The organism is Shewanella sp. Actino-trap-3 (assembly GCF_002836275.1).
In the GTDB taxonomy this organism is placed as follows: domain Bacteria; phylum Pseudomonadota; class Gammaproteobacteria; order Enterobacterales; family Shewanellaceae; genus Shewanella; species Shewanella psychromarinicola.
This window is the reverse complement of sequence record NZ_PJCE01000001.1, coordinates 4,524,788-4,547,407: the sequence shown is the minus strand read 5'-3', so window position 1 is coordinate 4,547,407 and position 22,620 is coordinate 4,524,788. Positions and strand designations below refer to the sequence as shown.

Annotated in this window: 18 protein-coding genes; all 18 read right to left on the bottom strand. The window is 42.6% G+C overall.

Annotation, left to right across the window (positions count from 1 at the left end; translation table 11 throughout):
* Positions 1–2: 2 nt before the first annotated feature.
* Positions 3–947: a Gfo/Idh/MocA family oxidoreductase gene (locus CXF80_RS19945; protein WP_101034614.1), complete on the bottom strand. Its 945-nt coding sequence runs from the start codon at positions 945–947 to the stop codon at positions 3–5.
* A gap of 13 nt (positions 948–960) precedes the next feature.
* Complete coding sequence (gene tviB / locus CXF80_RS19940) at positions 961–2,238, bottom strand: Vi polysaccharide biosynthesis UDP-N-acetylglucosamine C-6 dehydrogenase TviB (RefSeq protein WP_101034843.1); 1,278 nt, start codon at positions 2,236–2,238, stop codon at positions 961–963.
* A 4-nt stretch (positions 2,239–2,242) separates the two neighbouring features.
* Positions 2,243–3,376, bottom strand: a complete 1,134-nt coding sequence (wecB, locus tag CXF80_RS19935) for a non-hydrolyzing UDP-N-acetylglucosamine 2-epimerase (RefSeq protein ID WP_101034613.1) — start codon at positions 3,374–3,376, stop codon at positions 2,243–2,245.
* Positions 3,377–3,620: 244 nt separating this feature from the next.
* Positions 3,621–4,604 (bottom strand): Wzz/FepE/Etk N-terminal domain-containing protein, encoded by a 984-nt coding sequence (locus tag CXF80_RS19930; protein ID WP_198554844.1) that lies wholly within the window; start codon positions 4,602–4,604, stop codon positions 3,621–3,623.
* A gap of 222 nt (positions 4,605–4,826) precedes the next feature.
* The gene (locus CXF80_RS19925) at positions 4,827–5,204 is read right to left on the bottom strand and encodes a four helix bundle protein (protein WP_101034611.1); all 378 of its coding nucleotides are present in this window, start codon (positions 5,202–5,204) and stop codon (positions 4,827–4,829) included.
* A 278-nt stretch (positions 5,205–5,482) separates the two neighbouring features.
* Positions 5,483–8,239 carry an SLBB domain-containing protein gene (locus tag CXF80_RS19920; RefSeq protein ID WP_101034610.1) on the bottom strand — a complete coding sequence of 919 codons (2,757 nt, stop codon included), beginning with the start codon at positions 8,237–8,239 and terminating at the stop codon, positions 5,483–5,485.
* Between the two features lie 684 nt (positions 8,240–8,923).
* Positions 8,924–9,436, bottom strand: coding sequence for a transcription/translation regulatory transformer protein RfaH (gene rfaH / locus CXF80_RS19915; protein WP_101034609.1), 513 nt, complete (start codon positions 9,434–9,436; stop codon positions 8,924–8,926).
* Positions 9,437–10,119: 683 nt separating this feature from the next.
* A complete protein-coding gene (locus CXF80_RS19910) occupies positions 10,120–10,677 on the bottom strand; it encodes a DUF4136 domain-containing protein (protein ID WP_101034608.1) in 558 nt (185 codons plus the stop codon).
* Between the two features lie 493 nt (positions 10,678–11,170).
* Entirely contained in the window at positions 11,171–12,907 is a 1,737-nt protein-coding gene (locus tag CXF80_RS19905) for a sugar phosphorylase (protein ID WP_101034607.1), read from the bottom strand.
* A 230-nt stretch (positions 12,908–13,137) separates the two neighbouring features.
* The gene (locus CXF80_RS19900; RefSeq protein ID WP_101034606.1) at positions 13,138–14,358 is read right to left on the bottom strand and encodes a glycosyl transferase; all 1,221 of its coding nucleotides are present in this window, start codon (positions 14,356–14,358) and stop codon (positions 13,138–13,140) included.
* A gap of 1 nt (position 14,359) precedes the next feature.
* Positions 14,360–15,220 (bottom strand): HAD-IIB family hydrolase, encoded by an 861-nt coding sequence (locus CXF80_RS19895; protein WP_101034605.1) that lies wholly within the window; start codon positions 15,218–15,220, stop codon positions 14,360–14,362.
* A gap of 938 nt (positions 15,221–16,158) precedes the next feature.
* A complete protein-coding gene (ruvX, locus tag CXF80_RS19890) occupies positions 16,159–16,578 on the bottom strand; it encodes a Holliday junction resolvase RuvX (RefSeq protein WP_059744132.1) in 420 nt (139 codons plus the stop codon).
* Between the two features lie 365 nt (positions 16,579–16,943).
* Positions 16,944–17,504: a YqgE/AlgH family protein gene (locus CXF80_RS19885; protein WP_101034604.1), complete on the bottom strand. Its 561-nt coding sequence runs from the start codon at positions 17,502–17,504 to the stop codon at positions 16,944–16,946.
* Between the two features lie 33 nt (positions 17,505–17,537).
* Complete coding sequence (gene yciH, locus CXF80_RS19880; protein WP_101034603.1) at positions 17,538–17,867, bottom strand: stress response translation initiation inhibitor YciH; 330 nt, start codon at positions 17,865–17,867, stop codon at positions 17,538–17,540.
* 422 nt (positions 17,868–18,289) lie between these two features.
* Positions 18,290–19,303 (bottom strand): ferrochelatase, encoded by a 1,014-nt coding sequence (gene hemH, locus CXF80_RS19875; protein WP_101034602.1) that lies wholly within the window; start codon positions 19,301–19,303, stop codon positions 18,290–18,292.
* Positions 19,304–19,526: 223 nt separating this feature from the next.
* Positions 19,527–20,060, bottom strand: coding sequence for a glutathione peroxidase (locus CXF80_RS19870; RefSeq protein ID WP_101034601.1), 534 nt, complete (start codon positions 20,058–20,060; stop codon positions 19,527–19,529).
* A 112-nt stretch (positions 20,061–20,172) separates the two neighbouring features.
* Entirely contained in the window at positions 20,173–21,276 is a 1,104-nt protein-coding gene (locus tag CXF80_RS19865; RefSeq protein WP_101034600.1) for a hypothetical protein, read from the bottom strand.
* Positions 21,277–21,503: 227 nt separating this feature from the next.
* Positions 21,504–22,616, bottom strand: coding sequence for a PilT/PilU family type 4a pilus ATPase (locus tag CXF80_RS19860; RefSeq protein WP_101034599.1), 1,113 nt, complete (start codon positions 22,614–22,616; stop codon positions 21,504–21,506).
* Positions 22,617–22,620: the final 4 nt, after the last annotated feature.

Here is a 22,620-nt window from a genome sequence, read left to right as displayed (position 1 = left end):
CGCTACAGTACCTTTGAAAGTAATGGATGTGCTTTATCACCAGCTACGGAAATTGGCATTTCACGGATTTTTTCTACCGTTTCAATAGCTACACGGTTTTCGTCTATACCAAAACCATTGCCAGCCAAAATATTCTGGTAACTTTGTGTATGTAAATCAGTAAAACCACCCGAAAACTCAAGCTCTTCGTCACCAACGGTGATGCTACGATAGGTTAACTTTTCACCTTTAACGGCATTTTCAGGTAAATTATTTGCATCTATTGATAAAAACCATTTAACGCGGGCTCGCTCGTATTCTAGATAACCACTGGCCGTTTTTTCGTCACGATAATGAACTTCACTTGACTTTAATGCACCAAATACAAAATGTAACATATCGTAAAAATGAACTCCTATGTTGGTCGCGACACCGCCAGATTTTTGATCAAACCCCTTCCATGACTTCATGTACCACTTACCGCGTGATGTCAAATAGGTTAAGTCAACATCAAAAATTTTATCTGTTGGCGCAGCTGCAATCTTTTCTTTTAACGCGATGATTGACGGGTGTAATCTAAGTTGCAAAATTGAATTTACCCTTGCACCGTATTTTTCTTCATACAGTTTAAGAATATCCATATCTTCAGAATGAAGCACTAATGGTTTTTCACAAATAACATCAATGCCATTTTTGAGTGCATACTTCATATGTGGTGCATGGAGATAGTTAGGGCTACAAATGGCAATATAATCTAGCTTCTTACCTTTCATCGCTTGATCTTCAACAAAGGCAGTAAAGTCTTCAAACTCTGTAAAAAACTCAGCATCAGGGAAATGGCTATCCATAATTCCTACTGAATCATTAATGTCCATTGCAACTAATAGTTTATGACCAGTCTCTTTAATAGCTTTTAAATGACGAGGCGCGATATAACCCGACGCACCGATAAGAGCAAAATTTTTCATTATATATTCCTGATTATAATCTTATGTCTGAATCATTAAGGCTAAATACATATTTTACATCGTATAATACATGCTTTTCTTTACCTAACTTACGAACAGTCTCAGCGCCCATTTTTTTGAATTCACTATGGTCAACAGCAACAATAATTCCATCATAGTGATTTTTAGGTAAAGTATTGATTAACTGTATGCCATATTCATGGTGCACATCTTCAGGGTTAGCCCAGTTATCGTATACATCAACATTCATATTGAAATCTTTTAGCTCGTTAATAATATCAATTATTTTAGTGTTACGTACATCAGGGCAATCACCTTTAAAGGTAAAACCGAGTACTAAAATATTTGCTTCATCAATATGTATTTTTTGACTTGATAGTTTTTTAACCATTTGTGTAGCAACATACTCACCCATACCATCGTTGATGCGACGACCCGCCAAAATAACCTCAGGTTGATATCCAACTTCTTTCGCTTTATATGTTAAATAGTAAGGGTCAACACTAATGCAATGTCCACCGACCAATCCAGGCTTAAATGGCAAAAAATTCCATTTAGTACCAGCTGCTTTTAATACCTCTTCAGTATCAATACCTAAGCGATTAAAAATCTTTGCGAATTCATTTATAATTGCAATGTTTAAATCTCGCTGTGTATTCTCAATCACTTTTGCAGCTTCAGCTACTTTAATTGAGGATGCTTTATGCGTACCGGCTGTAACAATAGATGAATATACGCTATCAACAAAATCTGCTATTTCAGATGTTGATCCTGATGTTATTTTGACAATGGTTGTTAATCTATTTACTTTGTCACCAGGATTGATACGCTCTGGTGAATAGCCAGCAAAGAAATCAATATTAAACTTAAGCCCTGAAACTTTTTCGATTATAGGAATACAAACTTCTTCTGTCGCACCAGGATAAACAGTTGACTCAAAAACAACGACATCACCATTGGAAATAACTTGACCAAGACTTTGTGAAGCTTTTTCCAAAGGGGTTAAATCTGGTGCATTATTATCATCGATTGGAGTAGGGACAGTTACAATATAAAAGTTACAACCCTTAATACCTTCAAGTGAAGTGGTATATGTGAGTAATGTGGCTTCTAGCAACTCTTCATTTTCACACTCTAGAGTCGAATCTTTACCACTCATAAGTTCTGCAACTCTAACTGGTGCAATATCAAAACCTATTGTTTTATATTTTTTACCAAACTCTACGGCTAACGGTAATCCAACATAACCAAGTCCAATAATTCCTATTCTCAAATCTCTCAAATGAAACATATTTTTACCTAATTTTAAAATGTAATAAATCAATAATTCTTTGACATGCTTGACCGTCACCATATGGATTATGTGCAAAGCTCATCTTTTGATAAGCCGAATCATCACACAATAATTCATTCAAGCTTTGAATAATCGTCTCTATGTCTGTTCCAACCAACTTAACAGTGCCAGCATCTACAGCCTCTGGTCTTTCGGTGGTATCACGCATGACCAAAACAGGTTTACCTAATGAAGGCGCTTCTTCTTGAATTCCACCAGAATCTGTTAAAATAATATAAGCGCGTATCATCAAATATATAAATGGTAGATATTGCTGTGGCTCAATCAAATAAATATTATCGATCCCATCTAACATTCTATTAACGGGCTCCCTGACATTCGGGTTTAGATGCATAGGATACAATATTTGACAATCTGGATGCGCCTTTGCGGTTTTTGCTAATGCTTCGCAAATCCGTTCGAATCCCCCACCAAAACTCTCGCGGCGATGACCGGTGACTAAAATTAACTTTCTAGCTTCATCGAGGAATGGAAACTGAGAAGAAAGTGTTAGCTTTAATTCATCATCAGTTTCTATTTTGTTCTTAACCATAAACAGAGCGTCAATAACAGTGTTACCCGTTACAATGATGTTTTCTGAGTTAAAGTTTTCTTTAAGGAGGTTTTCTTTTGATGTTTCGGTAGGTGCAAAATGATATTTCGTAAGTACACCAGTTAGGCGTCGATTCGCTTCTTCCGGCCAAGGTGAATAAATATTGCCAGTTCGAAGTCCAGCTTCAACATGACCCACTTCAATCTGTTCATAATAAGCAGCTAAACTCGCTGCAAAGGTTGTTGCTGTATCACCATGAACAAGCACAACATCAGGTTTGAACTCTTGAAGTACAGGCTTGAGCTCTTGGACGACCCTTGATGTAATGTCATTTAATGTTTGGCCAGCTTTCATCAAGTTAAGGTCATAATCAGGAGTGATGTCGAAGAGTTCAAGCACTTGATCTAACATTTCTCTGTGTTGTGCAGTCACACAACATTTTGCTTCAAAACGCTCATCTGCAGCGAGTGCATGAACTAAAGGAGCCATTTTGATTGCTTCGGGCCGGGTACCAAAAACCGTAAGTACTTTCTTTTTTGACATTACTTCTAATCCAATTATGATTAATATCTACTGTCAGGAATTGATTTCATTCAATTACCAATCTCAGCACTTTAAACCACGCTGAGACACTTTTTGTCCATTTTGAGACAGGTTAATCGTCGCTAACCTGCATAAAACCTAGGTTTTGCTGTTTTCTTTAAAACAGTCCCAATAGGCTCTAATAAAGAGTTGAGCCTAGATTGCTAGAGCGCTTCGCTGCTAGAAACTATAAAAGCAGAGAGTGTTAATCTTTTCTGACAAAATACCGAATTAACACCAACATTATGGCTAACATTCCGCCTAGCATGGTGCCTAGTACACAGATTAATGCGCGCTTCGGTTTTGCTTTTTCTTCTGGAACAAACGCAGGATCGATGGTTTTAAACACATACTCATCACGCACTTCTGCAAACATAATTGTTTTTGTTTGTTCTTCGATTAATTTATACAAAATTGTGCGTATATCCGCGACATTCGTTTGTTGTATCTGTGTTTGTAAAAAAGCTTTACTTCGATTGGCTTCAGCAACATCGCGTTGCTTCATTTCGTTATTGATGTCCGCAACTAACCAACTAACCCATTGCTGTGCAACTTGAGGGGATAGATGCTCTACTGACACATTAACCATGCCAGTATCTTTTGCAGCATTAACGGCAATAATTTTACTGAACTCTTTGTAAGCTTCCTGCATTGATGGCTCAGGCTTATATGGCAGTTTGGCTTCACGAATCCACTTACTTTCAGCTGCTTGGTATAAATCGTCATCATAACTGATACTGTTATCAGCCATATTCCATTTTTTCGCCGCCATTAAGTCAGGCAAAATATTGTGATTTTGAATAAAGTCACTGGTAAATTGACGTGATTTCATCACCTCGATTGCCATTTGTGTTTTATCGACACCACCACCGCCACCTAAGTTGATGCCAGCCATACTTGCTAGACCACCGAACTGTCCGGCCAGCGCACCTAAACCACCGCCACCTTGCTCTGAGTCAGCAGGCGCTAATAGCGCTTCTGACTTATAAATATTCGGCTGATTAATGGCAAAAATAACCGAGCCAATAGCAAACACTGCAGTGATGGCAATAATTAACCACTTACCTTGCCAAATTACAGAAAAAAGCTCACGAAGATCGATTTCGTCGTCTTGCGCACTTCCCATTGGTTGGGTGGCATAGGGTTGAAATTGTGCATCTGGATTTAATTGTTTGTTTTTGTTATTCATCATTTCTTGTCTGTTGGGAAGCAGTGCGCTTCGCTTCTAAATGCCATAAAAGCAAAAGCCTAGATTCTAGGACGCTTCGCGGCTAGGGCGCTTCGCTGCTATACAAGCAAAGCAAAAGCCTAGATTCTAGGACGCTTCGCGGCTAGAGCGCTACGCTGCTATAAGGTCAAAAGATGTCAGCTTCGCTGCTATACAAGCGGAAATCACAAGCTTGCGTATTAGTCACTTTGTTTGGTAATCGGCGTTATCTTCTTTAATCTGTGCTTGTTTTTGTTTTATAAGAGCACCTAAAATTTTGGCTAACTCTTTAGCTTCTTTTACCATCGACATAGCCATTTGTTTATCAAGGTATTCGATTTCCGCTCCGATATATAACTGAGTTACAAGCTCACCTAGAGACCCTTTTGCGTAATACAGAAACCTTATCTTTTCTTTTAGGGTTTCACGTTCCTCGCCCTCCGCTATGTTTGAGGGAACAGATAATCCTGAACGTGTAATTTGATCTTTGAAGCCCCAGTTACTGACTGATTCCGTCAACTGATAAATTTGACAAGACAATCTAGAAGCTCTTTTCCACACATCCAGTTGTTCGAAACGCATATCAGTTCCTTCTGAAGTTGAAAATCTAGGACGCTATAAAACAAACAGCCTAGAGCGCTGCGCTGCTAGGACGCTTCGCGGCTAGAGCGGCCTACGGCCTGCTATAAAATCTTAGCAGCGTAGCTGTCCTAGAAGCGAAGCGCACTATCCGCGTAGCGGCCTAGCAGCGAAGCGATCCTAGCAGTGACGAAGTCACGCCCTAGAAGCGAAGCGCACTATCCGCGTAGCGGCCTAGCAGCGAAGCGATCCTAGCAGTGACGAAGTCACGCCCTAGAAGGCTAGATCCCTGATACAGCAGCAAATGCTACGGCGGTGTTATAAATAATCTGGGTGACTTGCGACCAAAGCGTTAGGTTATCTTTATATTCTGTGTCTAAAGGAATAATAACCGTATCACCGGCTGAGATTTTTGATTCATTGCTAAACCAACTACTGTGAGTCGGCATCATCACCGAACCATTGGCCTTGATGACGTAGACTCTATCTTCATCGCCGCGTTCTCTTGGGCCACCAGACATCAATAAGTAATCGTCTAGGGTTAAGCCTTCTTTAAATCGATGCGTCGTAGGATGTTGCACCTCACCCATAACGGCGACGGTTTGCTTAATGGTTGGCACGTACAATACGTCGCTGTCTTCCAGTTGCAGGTCAGCCTCTTTAATGCCTAACTTAAGCGCATTTAAATCTACCACTAACCGGCCTACCGCTTTTATATTTTCTAAGTCGGTTAACATTAACTGCGCTTCGGAATAATTAATGTTTAAACCATCTTTTGATACTCCGCGAGTAGCAAGGTCTCGGCGAAGTTGGTTGGCTAACTTTTTAATTTCGAGCTGTTCTTGCATCCGTACGGATTCACGTACAAATACTGATGCGGCAGGATAAGCAAACTCGGTAAAACCACCCGCCCTAGCAATGGCATCAGAGAGTGTCTCACCGCGTCTAATGTTATAGGTACCCGGGAACTTAACTTCGCCTTTAATTTCGATAACTTTTCTTTCTTGCCATTCAGGCGTGGTTAGAATAGTGACCATGTCACGGCCTTCTAGCTTGATATTCTCTACTTGGCTGCCATTAATGACGGCATGTAGGTCAATTTGTTTATGGATAATATCTGAAATGACGGCAGTAGTACGGGTGCGAGTTAATTCAGCGCGTTCAGTATAAGCCCCTTCTAACAGTCCACCAGCCGCTTTAAGTAAGTCGGTAACTTTGGCAGAGTTTGTTAACGGGTAAACACCTGGATGTCGAATTTTACCGCTGATGGCGACAATTTGTATGCCTTGTTGTGCATCGCCCTGCTGGGTCAGTTTGGTCACTATGGGGTACAATAATTCTTTGCGTGACATAACATGACTGAGTTTAATTAAGTCTCTGTCCTCAAATAAATTTGACAGCATCTGAGACACTTCACTGCCAACCAGCGTTTGCTCTACAGATGTTTCTACATTTAATACCACGCCCGCTATTTGATTGGTATATTTGCTTGTTACCGTACTGTCTAAGGTTTCAAATCCTGCTTTAAAAAGGTCTGCATCCAGTAATGAATCGCCTTTAAGTGATTCAACTTTATTAACCCGTTTTTTAACCAGTGCATTTAATTCAAAGCGATTTTGAGTATCATCATTAAAATTGAATATCATCACCTTGTCGCGTGGCTGCAAGCGTAGGTTTTGCACGGAATTAGGTGACGTAATGGCTTCGCCAGGGGCAAATTGCAGCGTTTCGATGTCGCCATGTTTGTTTATTTCACGCACAATCAAGCCGTAATCTAGATCGGCAGATAATAATAAATCACCCCAAATAGACGGCAGTAGATCGCTTATTCGCTGTTGCTTCCACTGGTATTTACCTGGGCGAACAACGGCACCCACAACGGTGATAGCATCTTCATATTGATTAGAGGCATTTTTAACCCGAATATAATCACCCGCTTTAGCTAAGGTGTTGTTGCCTTTTGCAGACGTTAAATCGACATTAATAATGGTTTTTAAGCCATTGGCATTATAACGCTCAATACTGCTATTTTTAGGATAAGCACCTTGCTTGATGCCCGCTGCCATGTTGATAACATCACTAATGGTTTCGTGCTTTTTCAGCTCGTAAATTGCCGGGCGTTGTACTTCACCCGCCACGCTGACTAAACCACCAATTGATGGAATGAATACTACATCACCTGAACGAAGGTTAATGTCGCCAGAGGCATCACCACGGAGCAGTAAATCGTATAAATCAAATGCGCCAACTAACTTACCGTTGCGCTTAACTTGCACATTACGCAGGCTACCGATTTCATTAACACCCCCCGCGACAAATAGCGCCTGAGTAATGGTGGATAAACTTGATACTGTGTACGAACCGGGCTTGTAAGCATCGCCAGCGATAAAAATGCGAATTGAGCGTAATTCACCCATGGTGATATTCGATTCGATGCCGATCATTTGCTGCTGTATGCGTTTAGACAGTTCTTGACGTAAATCGGCAAAACTTAATCCGGCAACAGATACAGGGCCTAAATCGGGTATTTGCACTGTGCCATCACGATTAATGGTTAAACTGTATTCGTTGCTTTCTTTGCCGTATAACTGAACCTTAATGACATCGCCAGGGCCGACCATATATTCACTTGGCACCGGAACATCTGTTACAGGAGCAAAGGTGGTTGGTTCACCGGCAAACATGTCGTAACCAAAACGTTTTAGGGCGTCTTTATCACTGTCTTCATTAAAATCAAACTCGTTCTTTTTCTTTTTGTCAGTGTATTGCTCGCCATCGATGTTTTGTCCTTCATTGCTACCATCATCTCGAGGGTTAACTAAATTAGGATTAGTCACAGTAGCTGAATTGCTAGCTTTACCTGATAACAATGAAGGGTCTATACCATACTGTTTTGCCACTCGCTCCTGCTCTGCTTTGGGCAATTGTTTAAACTGCTCAATCATTTGCGGTGTTGGGGTGATGGCTTGCGCTTGCGTGGTTAAAATAATAAAGGCTGTCATGCCTGCTATCAATGCGTTTTTGGTTTTATGTAACACCAGGTATCTCCAATATTATTATTGTAATTAATGTTCTAGGAACTCGCAGGCTCGCCAGATTCTAGGCCGCTACGCGGATAGTGCGCTTCGCTTCTAGGGCGGACTACGTCCTGCTAAGTTCTAGGACGGACTTCGTCCTGCTAGTATCTAGGAACTCGCAGGCTCGCCAGAGAGCGGACTTCGTCCTGCTAAGAACAGCTCCGCTGCTAAGATTTTATAGCCTCTAGCCGCGTAGTGTTCTAGTCATCGAGGTTCTAGGCCGCTTCGCTACTAAGATTTTATAGCCTCTAGCCGCGTAGCGTCCTAGCAGCGAAGCGCTCTAGGCTTTTGCCTTTAATGCGTCCTAGCAGCGCTCTAGGCCCTTGCTGTTATCGATTTATAGGCACGCTACCGCCCATAGATTACGGCTTCCAAAGTGCCCTTCGCTGTGCGAAATATTCATTTTTATTGGCTAAAAACCATAGCAGTCAATAATTGAGCGCAAGATTATACTCAAAAATCGACTTGGATGCTTGAGTAAAAGTCGCTATCCGTTGTAATTTTTTCTAAAATAGTATCCACGTCGCCTGAACGGTTAAAATTCAACCTCTCAAGCTTAAAATCGTTCAGTTAATTGCCCATACTCATTTTACGAATGGACAATATCCTACAAAAAACATCGCGATTGTCTGACACTTTAGCCATTTAAGTTAATGCGTCATTTTTTGATATAGCTTGTAAATTGGTAAGTTCGACTAAAATTCGTTTCTGTTGTCCCATAATGTTAAATAACACATGGCAACGTTTATCTGGGTTGTTCTCATCGAATATGGCTTCAAGGTCTTTAAACGGTCCGTCGACAAATTTGACTTTATCGCCTTTGCCTAATGGTTTGGCTTCTTCTGGCACATAATCTTGAACTCGTCGTTTAAGCGCTGAAATAATTCTTTCGTCAATGGGCGTCATCACTTCTCGACAACCAACAATGCGGTTAGCGCCACGGGTATTGTGGATTTTGCTCACGCTAGTGATTTGAGGATCGAAATAGATAAACAGGTAGCTAGGGAAAAGAGGCGCTGTAACCATTTTTTGCTTGTTACGTACCGTTTTTTGCTGGGTGATCATAGGTAAATAACTATCGACTTGTTGCAACGCCAAATTTTGCTGTGCACGTATTTCATGACGCGTTTTGCAATACAGTAAATACCAAGATTTCATTATGACTCGCTTGTTTAAATTTGCTCATTAGTCTGAACATGTGACATCCCATTCACGACCCAAGATAGTAGCAAAATTCCTTACCTATTTGAATGGATTTTTAAGCCTTAATGCCTATAAATACTGCGTTTAAGTCATTAATTGGTTTTATATTAAGCAAAAGTACTATCAATTGTGATCTGAATCTGGGAGTAACTAATTGATTTATCATTCGACGTACACTTGACGTCTTTAACACACGCAGTTTGGTTAATTTTATTTTATGTTTCATCGCACTGGCATGTTAAGTCTATTCTAGGAAGGGCTGCGCGGCTAGATGCTAGGAATAGGGCGCCTGCGGCTGCTAGGACGACCTGCGGTCTTCGAGGACGCTTCGCTGCTAGATGCTAGGAATAGGGCGCCTGCGGCTGCTAGAACGACCTGCGGTCTTCGAGGACGCTTCGCTGCTAGATGCTATACAATCTTAGCAGCGAAGCTGTCCCTAGCAGTGACGAAGTCACGTCCTAGAAGCGAAGCGCACTATCCGCGTAGCGGCCTAGAATCTTAGCAGCGAAGCGGTCCCTAGCAGTGACGAAGTCACGCCCTAGAAGCGAAGCGCACTATCCGCATAGCGGCCTAGGATCTTAGAAGCGAAGCAAACTATCCGCGTAGCGGCCTAGGACCTAAAATCTAGGACCTAGAGGTTACTGAATTGGCTTGGGTGGGTAGTTCATCATTACTGCATCAATGGCTTTATTGATGATTTGAATCCGTTCTTCTGGAGTATTCTGTTCTCGTACTGTATCGGCCACAGTGCCACGCCAAACCAATTTACCGGTTTTATTATCCACTAAATCAACCATTAAGGTGCCAACTTCATATTCGCGCACTGTGGTTTCAGTTTGTATGCTACCACCTAACCCCCAACGAGGACCGTAATATGGGTTATAGCCATAATGACTGTTAAAGGTGTCGATATTAATTTTTTTATCGACTTTAGTGATGTAGTTAACCAATAAATCTGCGGTTTGCTTGTCTGTTTTACTGATACCTTTTTGGTTTAATTGGCTTTCAATAGCGGCGCGGATACGTTGATCCATGAGTCCGTCTAAATGATAACCCGCATCGTTATTTTTCTTCACTACCCATGAGTAAGTTTTATATTGATCAAATGATACCGATGGATCGAAGTCTGAAGTCGATTTTAAGGTACTACATGCGCTCAACGCTAATACCGCAACGGCTATAAATAATTTTTTCATACAGGCTCCAATAACAATGTGTATATGCTTATAAGCTTATAATGAGCTAAGACATTGTAAAAAGCAAAAGCTTGCTAATAGCCAAGAGCCTAGAGCTACGCTGCTAGGACGCATTAAAAGCAACAGCCTAGAGCGCTGCGCTGCTAGGACGCTTCGCGGCTAGAGGCTATAAAATCTTAACAGCGAAGCTGTCCCTAGCAGGACGTAGTCCGCTCTAGAAGCGTAGCGATCCTAGCAGGACGTAGTCCGCCCTAGCAGCGTAGCGGCCTAGCAGCGTAGCGGCCTAGCAGGACGTAGTCCGCTCTAGCAGGACGTAGTCCGCTCTAGCAGCGTAGCGGCCTAGCAGGACGTAGTCCGCTCTAGCAGCGTAGCGATCCTAGCAGGACGTAGTCCGCCCTAGCAGCGTAGCGATCCTAGCAGGACGTAGTCCGCCCTAGCAGCGTAGCGGCCTAGCAGGACGTAGTCCGGCCTAGTAGCGTAGCGGCCTAGGATACTAGTTACTAATCCACACTGTTTGGTAGGGTTGCAGTTGCATAGGTTGGGTGATGTCTTCAATCTGTTGGCCGGTTAATAGATCTATCCAGTAGTCGGCAATAGTAAGATTAAGTTCATTAATGGGTAGCGTGGTGACTTGATCAGATACGTTACTGACGCAGAAGATGCTCTGTTTACGGTTACGACTTTGACGCCAGAAACCAAATAATTGTAAGCCTAAGTGCAAGGTGAACTGGGTGGCATTGGGGTGAAAAGCACTTTGTTGGGTGCGAATATTAATTAAATGGGTCAGCGCGGTTAACACTTGGCTATGGTCGCTGTTGGTATCACTTAGCTGCTCAGTTAATTGATTGAGGTCCCAACGATGACGGTTAATAGCACGATTATGTGACGTGTTTGCCAGCTTTTCATAGTCGTTGCGGGTTCCCAGTAAACTGTGAATATAAATACCTGGAATACCTTCTAGCGCTAACATAATGGTATGGGCACACACAAAACGTTGCATGCCCCAAGCGTCTTTGCCTTTAGTGGTGCCTTGCAGCGCATCAAACAGGGCTATGTTCATTTCGTATGGCTTTTGCTGACCATCTTCTGTCGTTCGTGATGATATTTGGCCACCGAATTGTTGCATAGTGTCGACGAGTGTATCTATCTCATCGTCGTCGAGTAACCCCTCTGCCGGGCGAAGGCCGATGCCATCGTGGGAGGCAATAAAATTAAAGTAGGTTGTGCCATCTTGTGCGGGCGGCATGCTCATAAGCCAACGCTTTAAGTACAAGCAACTACCGGTAATAAGGCTGTTGATCAACAATGGTGGCAGTGAAAAGTTATAAATGCTGTGGGCTTCGTTAGCATTACCAAAATAGGTCAAGTTTTGAGGGTTAGGGATATTGGTTTCGGTAATAATAATGGCGTCTTGTTGGGCGTGCTCGATTAATGTACGCAACAAACGGACTATTTCATGGGTTTGCGGTAAGTTAATTGATTTACTGCCCACTATTTTCCATAAAAAAGCCACCGCATCTAGGCGAAAAATGCTGATCCCAGCATCTAAATATTGCCGAATTATTCGCACAAACTCAATTAACACTTGTGGATTACGAAAATCAAAATCGACTTGATCGTGGCTAAAGGTACACCATACATGTTGAGTGCCGTTAGGTGTCTCAGTTGGCCTGAGTAGGGCTGAGGTTCTGGGCCGAACCACCGCGCTTAAATCATCCTCCGGATCGGCGGTAAAGAAGTAGTCATGGCCCACGCCCTCACCTTTACAAAAATGTTCAAACCATAAACTGCGGCTGGAACAATGATTGATGACTAGATCTGACATTAATCGTCGCTTGCTGGCAATGGCACTAATGTCTGCCCACGAGCCTAGACCTTCGTTAATGCTTGAGTAGTCGATAACGGAAAAACCATCGTCTGAGCTGTAGGGAAAAAACGGTAATATATGCACCGCATTGATGCAACTTAAATAGCTGTCGATAAATTGCGCCAGGGTTGTGAGTGGACGCTCACCTTGTTGGAGCACACTGTCAGCATAAGTGATCATAATGATGTCTTTTTCGGACCAATGATTAACAAAAGGTGCTGGTACTTGGCAATACTCAGTTATGCGCATGATGTCGATGAGTTGAACCGCCAACTCTGAGGTGCTCATGTCGAGTTCGATATCATTGTAAATAAAGCTAAGTTGTTGCTGCAGCTTTTGCTGTAATACTTCCATTACTGACATAAGGTGTCCTTGTTGTTCGATGTTCGAGGTTCCAGCCTCGACTTATGGTGATAAAACGTCATTAGACAGCTGCTTATTCAGCAATCCTCCCCGCTATCTTCGATACGTTTGGTTGCATTGACTTACAATAGGCCAGATCTTGATGCAGCTATTTACACTGCTATTATCCCAACTATTAACCCGAGGATTATTATCCCGGCTATTATCCCAACGATTAAGTCGTGATCCGGTTAACTAAACTCGGCGTGATCGGCTTCAACGGCTGCTTTTAGTTGCTCAAGTACGTCTGGCATGGCACTGACTACTCGGCTCCATGTTGGCATAAAGGGGGTTTCCATTGGGTTATCTAAAAAGCGCTGCCCTGCCGTTACTATATTTTGGGCAAACATTTCAACGGCTTTTTCTTCTAAATGAATATCCGTGGTTAAGCCGTTCATTATTGCATCGTTATGATAGGTTTCGACATAATCTAGGGCGATACGGTAATAAGTCGCCTTAAGGGTTCGGAACGATTCGGTGCTAAAAGTATTGCCTTGAGTGGCTAGTTTACGAAAGAATGCTTTGGTGATATCGATCGACATTTTAGACAGACCCTCTTCTTCGTTATCTAATGATAGGTCTTGATGTTTATGATCGTAATTGTCGGCGATATCGACCTGACAAATACGATTATGGGCATAATTGCGCTGCATTTCTGATAACACACCAATTTCTAATCCCCAGTCACTTGGGATCCGTAGGTCGTTGAGTACATCGCGTCTAAATGAAAACTCGCCCGCTAATGGATAACGAAAACTGTCCATGTAGTCTAAATATTCGTTATAACCGACCACTTTTTTAAGCGCTTTAATCAACGGAGTGACTAACAGCCGTGACACTCGGCCATTAATTTGCCCATTGGAAATACGCGCATAATAGCCTTTACTAAACTCGTAATTAAACTTCGGGTTGGCCACAGGATAAAGTAAACGTGCCAGCAATGACTTTTCATAGGTGACAATATCGCAGTCGTGCAAAGCAACCGATTCGGTTTTTCCAGAGGCCAGAATATAGCCCATGCAATACCAAACATTACGGCCTTTACCCAATTCTTTAGGCGCTAAACCTAAGGTTTGCAGTTTTGCATCCAGCGCTTGTAAACGTGGGCCGTCATTCCACAAAATGCGGTGATGTTGGGGTAAATCGCCAAAAAAGCGCAGTGCATGTTTATATTGCTTGAGATCGGCTCGGTCTAATCCAATCACAATTTCGTTTAAGTATGGTACCTCTTTCAATTTACTAACAATATCTTTAAGCGCGTCACCTTCTAACTCAGAATAAAGAGAGGGCAGTATTAATCCTAATGGACGTGTTTTTGAAAACTTAATTAACTCTTTTTCAAGCTCTTCATGGGTACGTCGGGTTAAATTGTGCATTGTGGTGACAATGCCATTTTGATAAAAATCGGCCATATTACGCCCCTCCAAATGTTAGTTGGTTTTTCTGTGATTCAACCGATGACGACAATAGCGTTTGGGTTATACATTCAGCCCACCCTTTAGGACCGTATAGACTGCTTTTAATACTTTGTTTTTTTGTCGTTAAGGTAGGAAAGTCATGAACAGGTGACTTAATTTGTATGGCAATATCGGCAGCTTCGAGCATGGCTGTGTCATTACCACTGTCACCCAGTGCAATGGTAATAACAGGTGCGTGATATTGCTTGGCATACACATCGGCTAACCATTTCATGGCCTTGCCTTTATCGGTATCACCGCCAACATGTAGAAATCGTCCGCCCTGGAGCATTTGAGCACCAACACCTGTCATCAACTTAATAAAGGCTTGTTTACTGGCTTCATCACCCTGCCAAAGTAGTGGTTCGCCGTAGTGCCTGATTAATGCCAGCTTGGCATTGTCTGGTGACAGATCGGTGACTTCACATAACGCTTCAACCGACAACGTTGAAAAACCAATAAAGTCATCGTCAAAGGCTTGTGCATGCTCTGTTAACAATTCGAGCCAATATGTTCGCGGCTGACAAAACTCCTTTACCCAATAATATCCTTGGGTAAACGTATCTTGTGGCTGTTGGTCAAAGTAACCAATAGGGATATAAATTACCGCACCATTTTCTGAAATAAATGGCGAATTAAAACCGATGGTTTGTTGGAGCTTTTCCATTTCGGCAAAGGTTTTACTGGTATTGGCAATAATAGGAATATGCCGTTCATTTAATGCTTCAATCACGTCTATTGCATGACTAAAGCTATAGTCATAATGGTCAAGTAAAGTGCCATCTATGTCAGTAAAGATAAGTGGTCGTGTTGTCATATCATCTCCCTTTTAACCAATGAACGCTTCGCTAAAGCCTAGGACGCTATAAAATCAACAGCCTAGAGCGCTGCGCTGCTAGGACGCTACGCGGCTAGATTCTATAAAATCAACAGCCTAGCCGCGTAGCGGCCTAGGATCTTAGCAGCGAAGCTGTCCCTAGCAGGACGTAGTCCGCCCTAGAAGCGAAGCGCACTATCCGCGTAGCGGCCTAGGATCTCGATGCCTAGAGCGCTTCGCTGCTAGGACGCTATGCGGCTAGATTCTATAAAATCTTAGCAACAGCCTAGTCGCGTAGCGGCCTAGGATCTCGATGCCTAGAGCGCTTCGCGACTAGATTCTATAAAAACTAAAGCATAGTAGCGAAGCGGCCTAGAATCTAGTCACTCAATCTTAGCTACAGCCGAGAACGCTACGCTGCTAGGACGCTTCGCGGCTAGAGGCTATAAAATCAACAGCCTAGTCGCGCAGCGACTCAATCTTAGCAGCGAAGCTGTCCCTAGAAGCGCAGCGCTCTATCCGCGTAGCGTCCTAGCAGGACGAAGTCCGCCCTAGCAGTGACAGAGTCACGCCCTAGTAGCGTAGCGACCTCACACTTACTCGATTTAGTTATGGATTTAGTTATTGATTGATTCAGGATATATGCCAAGCATAATGACTTTGCACCTTAATGGCACAAATAGACTTTAGCCTTTGATATATATAACGTATTTGAAACACGTCAAGTCATGATATGAAAAGTAGTGCGGAGAATAAGCTTGATAATTGTGCAACAAAGACAAGCGGTTGCACCATGTTGGTGCGAATTAAACGGTAGCGAGCCAAAAGCCTAGAGCGGTAGCGAGCCAAAAAAGCCTAGAGCGCTGCGCTGCTAGGACGCTACGCGGCTAGATTCTATAAAATCAACAGCCTAGCCGCGTAGCGGCCTAGGATCTAGATTAAAACTGATTTTCAAAATAACTTTCGATAATTAATACCGCTGAAACCGCATCAATTTGACCTTTGGTTAACGCTTTAAAGCCACCGAGTTCGAATAAGCGAGCTTTAGCATCGGCAGTGGTTAAGCGTTCATCTTGGGTGGCAATTTTAACCCCAAAACGACCATTAATTCGGTTAGCAAATTTTCGGGCTCGTTGCGTCATCTCTTGTTCGGTGCCATCCATATTTAACGGTAGGCCGACGACGACAAGGTCTGGTTGCCATTCTTTTAATAATTTATCGATATCATCCCAATTAGGGATCCCATCAACCGCTTTAATTGATAGTAAAGGCGTGGCACTAGCAGTAATGGCTTGACCTATAGCGACACCAATACTTTTGGTGCCGTAGTCGAACCCTAAAACGGTTTGTGGTTGCATGTTTATCTCTTTGTTTAATCACTTTAAAAGCAACAGCCTAGAGCGCTGCGGCCTAGTATCTTAGCAGCGAAGCTGTCCCTAGCAGGACGTAGTCCGTCCTAGAAGCGAAGCGCACTATCCGCGTAGCGGCCTAGGATCTCGATGCCTAGAGCGCTGCGCTGCTAGGACGCTACGCGGCTAGAGGCTATAAAATCAACAGCCGAGTCGCGCAGCGACTCAATCTTAGCAGCGAAGCTGTCCCTAGAAGCGAAGCGATCCTAGCAGGACGTAGTCCGTTCTAGCAGCGCAGCGACACTAGCAGTGACGAAGTCACGCCCTAGATCCTAGCAGGACGTAGTCCGCCCTAGAAGCGTAGCGAACTATTTTTAAGCATGACCTATTTGACTAGACATTTGCCAAATATCAAAACCCAGTTCTTCAGTCGCCATTTGCCACAGGTGTTCATGATCAATGTTGAAAAGTAACTCTGGTGTGGCTTTAATCGTTAACCAGGTATTGTCTGCAATTTCTTGTTCAAGCTGATCTTTACTCCAACCAGCGTAGCCAAGAGCAACAATGAATTGCTCGGGAGATTTATCTGAACCAATCGCGGCTAATATATCCCGTGAAGAAGTTAACATCGTCTCTTCACTGATCTCAGTGCTATTGATCCAATGTTTTTGAGGCGTATGCAGCACAAAACCACGTTCGGGCGCCACTGGGCCACCTATGAGTACTTGATTGTCTAAGGAGAATGAAAACTCTGGCGATAAATATAATTCCATTTGTTCAAGCAGATCTTCAACTTCAACGCCAATGGGTCGGTTAACCATTATTCCCATGGCACCCTTTTGATCATGCTCACAAATATAGATCACCGCACGTTCAAAAAATGTCTCATCTAGTGATGGCATGGCAATTAAAAAATGGTCTTTGAAGCTATCCATATACTCTCCCAAATCGTGTCTCAGCGATATGTATCATCCACCCGCTAATTTCACTGTGAAATTCAACTTTTCTAATATGGATTTTATTTGTTCGCGATTGTCGGTTTGTACTTCAATGCAGAAGTCTTTTACTGTACCACCGCAGCCACATTGTTTCTTCAGTTTTTGCGCAAGATCTTTTAAGGCTTTTTCATCTAATGCGAGCCCTTTTATCACACTCACGCCCTTACCTTTACGACCTTTAGTATCTTTGTGGATCCGCACTATGCCGTCACCAGTTGGAATTTCAGCTTGTGGTTTAGGTTGATCAATACGACCTTTATCAGTGCTATAAACTAATGCGATATTGGGATCTATTCTCATATTATTTCTTTAACGACGAAACATTATTTGAGTTTAACAAATCATAAAAGCAGAGGCGAGGATATAAAGCTAAAAGCCTAGGTGCGCAACAGCCTAGAGCGCTGCGCTGCTAGGACGCTTCGCGGCTAGATTCTATAAAATCAACAGCCTAGTCGCGCAGCGACGCAATCTTAGCAGCGAAGCTGTCCCTAGCAGTGACGAAGTCACGCCCTAGAAGCGAAGCGCACTATCCGCGTAGCGGCCTAGGATCTCGATGCCTAGAGCGCTTCGCTGCTAGATTCTATAAAATCAACAGCCTAGTCGCGCAGCGACTCAATCTTAGCAGCGAAGCTGTCCCTAGCAGTGACGGAGTCACGCCCTAGCAGGACGCAGTCCGCCCTAGAAGCGAAGCGCCCTAGCAGTGACGAAGTCACGCCCTATAATTATAGAAAAGGTTTTACCAGATTGGCCATCATGTTGATGTGGTCATCGTTATCATTTAAACATTCAATGTATCTGAAGTTTTTGCCGCCGGCATCTTCAAATACGTGACGATTTTCGCCTTTGATTTCTTCTAAGGTTTCTAGGCAATCGGCACTAAATGCTGGGCAGATAACGGCGATATCGGTGATACCTTTGGCTGGTAGGCTGGCTATTGTTGCGTCGGTATAAGGTTGTAACCATTTAGCCTTGCCAAAGCGAGACTGGAATGTTGCAACGTAATCGTCTTCACTTAAGCCTAATTTTTCAACCACTAAACGAGTCGTTTTCAAACAGAAGCAGTAATAGGGATCGCCTAAATGTAGATTTCGCTCTGGCATACCATGATATGACATCACCAATTTTTGTGGCTTACCGTGTTCATCAAAGTCTTTTTGAATGGATGCGGCAAGGGCATCGATAAGATCACTGTTGTCATGATAGGTATTAATAAAATGCAGTGCCGGAATATAACGCCATTTCATCAGTTCTTTGGCCAAAGCATCAAACGCAGACCCGGTTGTTGGCGCTGCATACTGCGGATACAAAGGCAAAACCACTAAGTTGTCTACACCTTGTTTGTGCATAGCTTGCAAGGTGCTAGACGTTGATGGCGATCCATAACGCATCGCCAAATGCACACTGGCATCGTAGCCTTGTGCTTGTAATTGTTTGGCTAGTTTTGCTTGTTGACGCTGGCTGATATCGAGTAAAGGCGAACCCGCATCGGTCCATACTTTTTGATATAACGCTGCTGATTTAGCCGGACGAATACGCAAAATAATGCCGTGAAGAATAATCATCCATATTAGTTTTGGAATTTCCACCACTCGAGGGTCTGCTAAAAACTCAGCCAAATAAATGCGAACAGCAGATGCCGTTGGCGCATCTGGTGTACCTAGATTTAATAGTAATACGCCAGTTTTGCCACGTGCTTTATGGCCGGTGTCTTTATCTAGCCCTGAAAATCTAGCCAAAGTATCTTCTCCGTTATTGATTTTGATCGACAAATATATCTCACGCTGAATAACTCATGAGTTTAAATTAAAATTGTATCGCATTCATTTAAAACATAAAGAGTGCTGGGTATCGATTTTATATCAAAATACCCCGCAATCTGTAAATATTTATTTAAGCTAGAAGGCTCATTGAAAGAGCTCAGTTAAAGAATGCTGTAAAATAACTCACTTGAGTTAATGATCACAAAACTGATTCAATCGCTTTTTTCAGTTCATCGCTATCAGGTTTAACCCGCGAATTAAATTGCTGTACGGTTTGACCATCACCTGAGATAACATATTTGTAGAAATTCCATTTTGGTTCAGCACTGTTGTCGCCTAGGTATTTAAATACCGAGTTAGCACTGCTGCCTTTAACGGGTGATGTTGCCACCATGGTGAAGGTGACACCATAATTAATAAAACAAACATCGGCGGTTTTGGCTTCATCTTTTTCTTCTTGGAAAAAATCATCTGAAGGAAAGCCAATGACCACTAATCCTTTGTCAGCATACTCTTTATGTAATGTTTCAAGTGCTTCAAATTGAGGTGTAAAACCACAATGAGAAGCCGTGTTAACAATTAACACCGCTTTGCCTTGAGTGAGTTCACATAAATTAACGTTTTCTGTTGAGTGTAATTTTCGCGCTTCAACATTGAGGTAGTCAGGACAATTGGTGGCAAAAGCAGCAGAACTTAATGTGAATAAGCCAATGGCTGTTAGGTATTTAATCATTTTTAGTTTGTCCTTTACTCAAAGTTAAAAGGCACCGATAAATGACTTTATCGGTGCCTAATGAAGTATCACACTATTGTACGTAATACTTTTTTATTGAGATCAAAAATGTTTAGAAATAGAAACCAACATTGATGTTCAAACGAGAATGCCATGCTGTGTCGCCATTATCGATACCCACACCTGGGCCTTTAACAAACCACATATTTTTACCGGCAATCCAGTCGACATAAGAATAAAACTTACCAGCAGTGATGGCACAACCCGTCACGTTTTGGACAGAATCATCTAGCCCGTCGCCTGATGCCATTACTTGGCTGTAATCGTTGTAACAATTTACATTAGTGATTGGACCCCAGTCGACATCAAACGATTTAGCTAAGTTAACTGTCGCAACATCGGCTTCAGCAGCAATTTCGAATGGAAACTGAAACGCACTAAGAGTAATACGTTCACTGTCTTTTACGTCATAGTCGTAATGAATATACTGTAACTGTAATTGCCATTTTTTCCAGTCAAGTTGCCAATGAGCTGCAGCTGCAAGGCTATCGACATCTTCACCATCTACGCTAGAGATATCGGCCATATAATCTAATTGGCTTAACTGTAATGAGCCACCTAACTTATGAGTGACGTCACCAGAAGTAAATTCACGCTCAACTCGGGCGTTGATTTGGCCTGACTCTTCATATGGAGATTGATCCGTTGTAGCAACGTCAAATGAGTAGCGATCGACACGCGCACCATTACCGTATTCATCATTACTAAAGTAAGCTAGGTCGTAGCGCCAACCATCTTTTTCATTTTTATAATGGATACCTGCATCGTAATCATCTTCAAAACCAAGATAATACGTTGCACCAAACCAAAATGAATGTGCTGCATAAGGTAATAAGCCAAATGGTACTTGGGTTACACCCACTTGTACTGATTGTGCTTCGTCAAATTGATAACCCATGTAGGCATGATGCACTACATCCATGCTTTCGTACCAACGATACTGAGCTGAGGCGAACAAGCCATCTTTACTCTTATAGTTGACATCGGCACGGAACAGTTCAAATTTAAGTTTGGAGTTATTATCGTAATCTTTCCAACCGTAGTTGATTCTTACTGCGCCGCCAATATCGACTTCATCGGTAACTTTTACAGCCGAAGCCGAAAATGGAAACAAGATTAGCGAAGATAAAACAGTGACTTTTTGCCATAACTGCATAATACATCCTTGATACATATTGTTATAAAACGTGATAAAAATTAGTAACGTATAATGTACTTACACGAAGTGGATTAATCGCTGAAAATTTAACCCTCTTTTATCATTACAGCATCCGTAATGACAATCCAACGTTGATTATAACAAAAAAACACACATTATGTGACGCTCGACCTCTAAAAAACCACCAACTGGCTTACTATTTGAACATTTTGTTCATATCACGCCTAATCCATATCGAGTGTAATGCCTTCCATGGCGCCCGATGAAGCCGCTTCGTTGTTTTGCAATTTAATCATTAAACGCAAATCATTAGGTGAGTCGGCATGATGTAATGCATCGGCGTAACTGATCTCACCTTCTAGATATAAATCAAGCAATGCCTGGTCGAAAGTTTGCATGCCTTGCTCGCGAGACTTAGCCATGGTTTCTTTCAGTAAATGCAACTCGTTTTTAGCAATCAAACTGGCCACACGTGGAGTATTAATTAACACCTCAATGGCGGCTCGACGTCCGGTTCCGTCTGATTTAGGAATAAGCTGTTGCGCCACAATACCGCGTAAATTTAATGACAAATCAAATAGCAGCTGATTGTGCTTACTTTCTGGCACCAAATGCATAATACGATCGAGTGCTTGGTTGGCGTTGTTTGCATGTAAAGTCGCCATACATAAATGACCGGTTTCGGCAAACGACAGTGCAAATTCCATGGTTTCTTGAGTACGAATTTCACCAATTAAGATCACATCTGGCGCTTGGCGCAGTGAGCTTTTAAGCGCGGCATCAAATGAATCGGTATCAATACCCACTTCTCGTTGAGTAACTATACTTTTGCGATGGTTATGCACAAATTCAACCGGGTCTTCAATGGTCAGAATATGCCCCCGAGAATGAGCGTTTCGGTAGCCCACCAGCGCAGCTAGCGAGGTTGACTTACCGGTACCTGTTCCGCCGACCATGATAATAAGACCACGTTTACTCATGACCAAATCTTTTAAAATGGCGGGAAGCTTTAAGTCATCCACTTCTGGAATTTGGGTTTCGATACGGCGCATAACACAACCGGCTGATTCTCGTTGCCAAAAGGCACTGACACGAAAACGGCCTAAATCTTTTGCCGCAAAAGCAAAGTTGCATTCGCTGCTGTCGTGAAACTCTTTCTTTTGTATATCACTCATTAACGACTCAACAAACATCAGCGATTGCTCTGGTGTTAATCGGTCTTCAGATAGCTGACGTAACTCACCGTCAATTTTGGCACTCGGTGGAAAACCGGCGGTGATAAATAAGTCAGACGCCTTTTTCTCAACCATCATATTTAAAAACGGACGAACATCCATGATC

Excerpts from the sequence above, each read along its gene's own strand:
- CXF80_RS19860 (WP_101034599.1), bottom strand. The coding sequence starts at position 22,616 with ATGGATGTTCGTCCGTTTTTAAATATGATGGTTGAGAAAAAGGCGTCT.
- yciH (WP_101034603.1), bottom strand. The coding sequence starts at position 17,867 with ATGAGAATAGATCCCAATATCGCATTAGTTTATAGCACTGATAAAGGT.
- CXF80_RS19895 (WP_101034605.1), bottom strand. The coding sequence starts at position 15,220 with ATGACAACACGACCACTTATCTTTACTGACATAGATGGCACTTTACTT.
- wecB (WP_101034613.1), bottom strand. The coding sequence starts at position 3,376 with ATGTCAAAAAAGAAAGTACTTACGGTTTTTGGTACCCGGCCCGAAGCA.
- CXF80_RS19865 (WP_101034600.1), bottom strand. The coding sequence starts at position 21,276 with ATGCAGTTATGGCAAAAAGTCACTGTTTTATCTTCGCTAATCTTGTTT.
- rfaH (WP_101034609.1), bottom strand. The coding sequence starts at position 9,436 with ATGAAATCTTGGTATTTACTGTATTGCAAAACGCGTCATGAAATACGT.
- CXF80_RS19930 (WP_198554844.1), bottom strand. The coding sequence starts at position 4,604 with ATGAATAACAAAAACAAACAATTAAATCCAGATGCACAATTTCAACCC.
- CXF80_RS19925 (WP_101034611.1), bottom strand. The coding sequence starts at position 5,204 with ATGCGTTTCGAACAACTGGATGTGTGGAAAAGAGCTTCTAGATTGTCT.
- CXF80_RS19910 (WP_101034608.1), bottom strand. The coding sequence starts at position 10,677 with ATGAAAAAATTATTTATAGCCGTTGCGGTATTAGCGTTGAGCGCATGT.
- CXF80_RS19945 (WP_101034614.1), bottom strand. The coding sequence starts at position 947 with ATGAAAAATTTTGCTCTTATCGGTGCGTCGGGTTATATCGCGCCTCGT.
- ruvX (WP_059744132.1), bottom strand. The coding sequence starts at position 16,578 with ATGCAACCACAAACCGTTTTAGGGTTCGACTACGGCACCAAAAGTATT.
- CXF80_RS19885 (WP_101034604.1), bottom strand. The coding sequence starts at position 17,504 with ATGGATAGCTTCAAAGACCATTTTTTAATTGCCATGCCATCACTAGAT.
- CXF80_RS19900 (WP_101034606.1), bottom strand. The coding sequence starts at position 14,358 with ATGGCCGATTTTTATCAAAATGGCATTGTCACCACAATGCACAATTTA.
- CXF80_RS19905 (WP_101034607.1), bottom strand. The coding sequence starts at position 12,907 with ATGTCAGTAATGGAAGTATTACAGCAAAAGCTGCAGCAACAACTTAGC.
- tviB (WP_101034843.1), bottom strand. The coding sequence starts at position 2,238 with ATGTTTCATTTGAGAGATTTGAGAATAGGAATTATTGGACTTGGTTAT.
- CXF80_RS19870 (WP_101034601.1), bottom strand. The coding sequence starts at position 20,060 with ATGATTAAATACCTAACAGCCATTGGCTTATTCACATTAAGTTCTGCT.